The following is a 3,724-nucleotide window of genomic DNA, read 5'->3' as shown; positions in this document are numbered from 1 at the left end:
GTCTGGCGCCAGAGCGCGCGGTTGGCCTCGGCGAAATTGGCGTGGGTGTTRTCGCCGGCCAAACCGAGCAGCAGCGGCGGCACGCCGAAGGCAAGCGCGATCTCGCGCGCCGCCACGCCCTTGGCCGCGACGAAGTCGAGTTCCGCCGGAGTCAGCGAGAGCGGCTTCCAGTCGAGCCCGCCCTCGAGCAGCAGTGGCCGGCCGGCGTTGCGCGCGCCCTGAAACGAATCCTCCAGCTCCTGCTTCAGCCGGTCGAACTGCGCCTCGGTCAGCGTCGCGCCGCCCGGTCCGTCATAGACCAGCGCGCCGGACGGGCGCGCGGCATTGTCGAGCAGAGCCTTGTGCCAGTTGCTGGCGGCATTGTGGATGTCGAGCGCTGATGCCGCCGGTTCGACCGGCGAGAGGCCGTAATGATCGTCGATCGGGTGGAACAGCGTCAGGTGCAGGATCGGCGGCACCTCGGCCTCGTCCTGCCGGAAGCGCACGGTGTCGCCGCCGACAGTATAGTCGTAAGCCTCCGGCCAACCATCGCGGCCCGGCACGACACGCATCCGGTCAGGCCTCAGCGCATAGAGCTCGCGCGGCTCGCGGCCGGCGTTCACCGCCTCGACATAGGCATTGCCGGCGACGAGCAGATGGCCGAACAGCATCTCGCGGAAGGCGATGCCGCCCTGGCGCGGGTTGGGTCGCTCGATCAGCGCCAATGCCGGGTGTTCGGGGATCTCGCGGTCGCCGACCTTGGCGACGAGTGGCGTCTGCGCCGCCGCCTCCGCGATCAGGCGCACGCAACGATGCACCACCGGATTGCGCTCATAGCCCTCGCGGGACAGGGCGACATAATCGCGCGGCGTCCAGACCGCGCGCCCGGCCTCGTGCAGGGCAATGAGCGGCCCGACGCGCGAGCGCTTCTGGTCCGGCGCGGCTCGGCCGCGCAGGCTGCGAAGGAAATCGAACATGGAGATCTCGCTGTTGGAGCGTGAAACGACGTGCCGCCATGGTCGGGCTCGACCCGACCATCTCGGAAACCGGGTCTCTCCCCTCATGAAATTCTCAGGTCGGCGCTTTGCGCCGCCCGAGAATGACGGTGAAGGCTACATCCCCCTCACCCGCGGCCGGCCCTTGGGCGCGAGCATCAGATGGGTCAGCGCCCAGACGAGTGCGTCGAGCCGATCGGGCGAGCGGCCGCCTTCGAGGCCGCCTGGGCCAAAGGAGCACATCTCGTCCTCCAGCTCCGGGAGGGGGCCGGCATGGCGCACGCGGCCCTGCGCATAGAGCGCGGCAACCGGCTCGGCGCGGAGATATTTGCCGCGCGTCGCCCGCACCGGGACGACCGGAACGCCGGCATCGATCTCGCGGATGACGCTCTCGACCATCTCGCCGCCCTGGTTGACCTCGACGACCAGGACATCCGCCTCGTAACGCCGATAGAGCGCCACCGCCTTCTCGGCCCATTCCTGCGGGCGGGCGCCGGCCATCGTCGCATCCTCCACCACATGACCGAGGCCGTCGCTATCGATGCCGGCCACGACCAGCCCGCAGCGGTCGGCCCGCTGCGAGGACGAGGCAGGCGGATCGACGGCGACGGCAATCCGCGCGAGCGGCGGGTGCCGGCGCTCGCGGGCCGCCTCGATCATGGCCCGTGTCCAGAGCGCGTCCGGGCTCTCCTCCACGATCTCGCCGTCGAGTTCCTGGCGGCCGAGCCGCGTCCCGCCATAGGTTTGCGTGACCGTGCGGACGAATTCCGCGGCGAGGTTGTAATGGTTGTCCTGTGTCCTCGCCCGGCTCACCGCGACATGGGGCTCGACCAGCAGGCGCTTGACCAGCGGCACGGGGCGGGGCGTCGTCGTGATGACCTGACGGGGATGGTCGCCGAGGCGAAGGCCGAATTGCAGCATGTCCCAGCACTCCTGAAGGTTCGGCCATTTCGCCAGCTCGTCGGACCATGCGGCGCCGAATTGCGGACCGCGCAGGCCCTCCGGATCTTCGGCGGAGAAAACCTGCGCGATCGCGCCATTCGGCCATTGCAGGCGGCGCAGCGAGGGCTGCCAGTTCGGCCGCTCCCCACGCGCATGGACCGCCAGCAGCCCGGAAACGCCCTCGATCATTACGTCGCGGACCTGTCCTTGCGTCTCGCCGACTAGGGCAATCCGCTCCGTCGGCAAGTCCGCGAAAGGCGGATGGCCCAGCGCCATACCCCTGACCCATTCTGCGCCGGTGCGGGTCTTGCCGGCGCCGCGTCCGCCGAGGACGAGCCAGATCGGCTTCAGCGGTTCGGGTGGCAACTGATCGGGGCGCGCCCAGATATTCCAGGTATTCCGAATGAGTTCGACCTCATCCGGCGTCGCTGTCGGCATCAGCTTCTTCAGAATTCTCACGCGCGTCCTGAGCGACAAGGGCTTCAAGACGTCGAGCAAGATCCTGACGGAGCTGTGCGACATGTCGCAGATCATCGGCAGCGGAAGGCTCATCCGTGCGCTTGTCCTTCCTTGTGGCCTGAGGCTCCTCGATCGCGACCAGTTCGCGGACGGTGCGGGCAAGCACGGCCAACGCCTTAGCGTCGGCCTCGCTTGCGGTCGTGCCCCTCGGCAGGTCGGCGAGATGTTCCTCATGCGYATCGATCTGGCGCTTGGCGGCACGCCAGAGCTGACCCACCACCGCCTTACGCGAGACCGTCTTCCGTTTCGGCTTCAGCTCAGCGGCTGGCTGCGACGTTGTCTCGTCCTCTTCGGCCATGACGTCCCTCTCGGATGACGGCCACGAAAAAGCCGCCGGCTGGAGAGCGCGGCGGCTTCGTTCGGGCATATTTCGTGAGCGTTCCTGATCTCTACCGGATCAGCGTCACAATGTCAAGATAATATTCCTACAACCTGAGAGGGCAATCCCGGGGATTAAGTCAGACCTCTTCCTTCTCGACCCATTTATAGGTCGCGGCGGGAACATAGGCTTCCATCCGGTCGAGCAGCGTCGCCGGCTCCGTATCGGTCATCGCCATGGCGCGGTGGCTCTGCTTGAGGAAGCCGGCCTCCACGGTCTGGTCGAGGAATGTGGCCAGCGGATCGTAGAACCCAGCAACGTTGAGCAGGCCGAGCGGCTTGGAATGGATGCCGAGCTGGCCCCAGGTCCAGATCTCGAACAGCTCCTCGAAGGTGCCGATGCCGCCGGGCATGGCGATGAAGCCGTCCGACAGCTCCGCCATGCGGGCCTTGCGCGTGTGCATGGTGTCGACGACCTCGAGCCGGGTCAGGCCGACATGGCCGACCTCGCGGTCGCGCAGCGCCTTGGGAATGACGCCGTGGACTTCGCCGCCGGCCTCCATCGCCGCATTGGCGACGATGCCCATCAGCCCGACGGCGCCGCCGCCATAGACCAGTGTCAGGCCCCGCCTTGCAATCTCGGCGCCCATGGCGCGGGCGCCGGCCGCATAGACGGGGTCATTGCCGGGATTGGAGCCGCAGAAGACACAGACTGATTTCATGAACCGAGAGCTTGCAAGATGCGGGCCCAGGAGCGCTGGCCCTTGTGGAAGGAGGACAGGTCGTATTTCTCGTTCGGCGAGTGAACGCGGTCGTCGTCGAGGCCGAAGCCGACGAAGAGCGTGTCGATACCGAGCGTGCGCTTGAAATCGCCGCCGACGGGGATCGAGCCGCCGCTGCCGATGGAAACCACGCGCCCGCCCCATTCGTCGGCCAGCGCCTTGCGCGCCTTCTGGAGCACCGGTGAATCC

The 3,724-nt window shown here is 67.6% G+C and carries 5 protein-coding genes; all 5 read right to left on the bottom strand.

Translation table 11 applies throughout. From position 1 onward, the window contains the following. Positions 1 to 956: phage portal protein (locus tag AB4Y99_RS26585; RefSeq protein ID WP_441525441.1), on the bottom strand; the 956-nt coding region annotated here is incomplete at its 3' end. 135 nt (positions 957 to 1,091) lie between these two features. Then, on the bottom strand, positions 1,092 to 2,354 hold the full coding sequence (locus AB4Y99_RS26580; RefSeq protein WP_191123252.1) for a DNA-packaging protein: 1,263 nt from the start codon (positions 2,352 to 2,354) through the stop codon (positions 1,092 to 1,094). Next, positions 2,332 to 2,733 carry a hypothetical protein gene (locus AB4Y99_RS26575; protein WP_441525440.1) on the bottom strand — a complete coding sequence of 134 codons (402 nt, stop codon included), beginning with the start codon at positions 2,731 to 2,733 and terminating at the stop codon, positions 2,332 to 2,334. Before AB4Y99_RS26575 ends, AB4Y99_RS26580 begins: the two co-directional genes overlap by 23 nt. 160 nt (positions 2,734 to 2,893) lie before the next feature. Further along, complete coding sequence (locus AB4Y99_RS26570; protein ID WP_038361395.1) at positions 2,894 to 3,475, bottom strand: LOG family protein; 582 nt, start codon at positions 3,473 to 3,475, stop codon at positions 2,894 to 2,896. Then, positions 3,472 to 3,724, bottom strand: a 253-nt coding sequence (locus AB4Y99_RS26565; protein WP_441525439.1) for a M20/M25/M40 family metallo-hydrolase, incomplete at its 5' end; no start/stop codon positions are given. The genes AB4Y99_RS26570 and AB4Y99_RS26565, both read right to left, overlap by 4 nt.

This window comes from Allobosea sp. TAB14, assembly GCF_052113865.1.
GTDB classification, from domain to species: Bacteria; Pseudomonadota; Alphaproteobacteria; order Rhizobiales; family Beijerinckiaceae; genus Allobosea; species Allobosea spartocytisi.
This window is presented reverse-complemented; position numbering and strand designations above follow the sequence as displayed.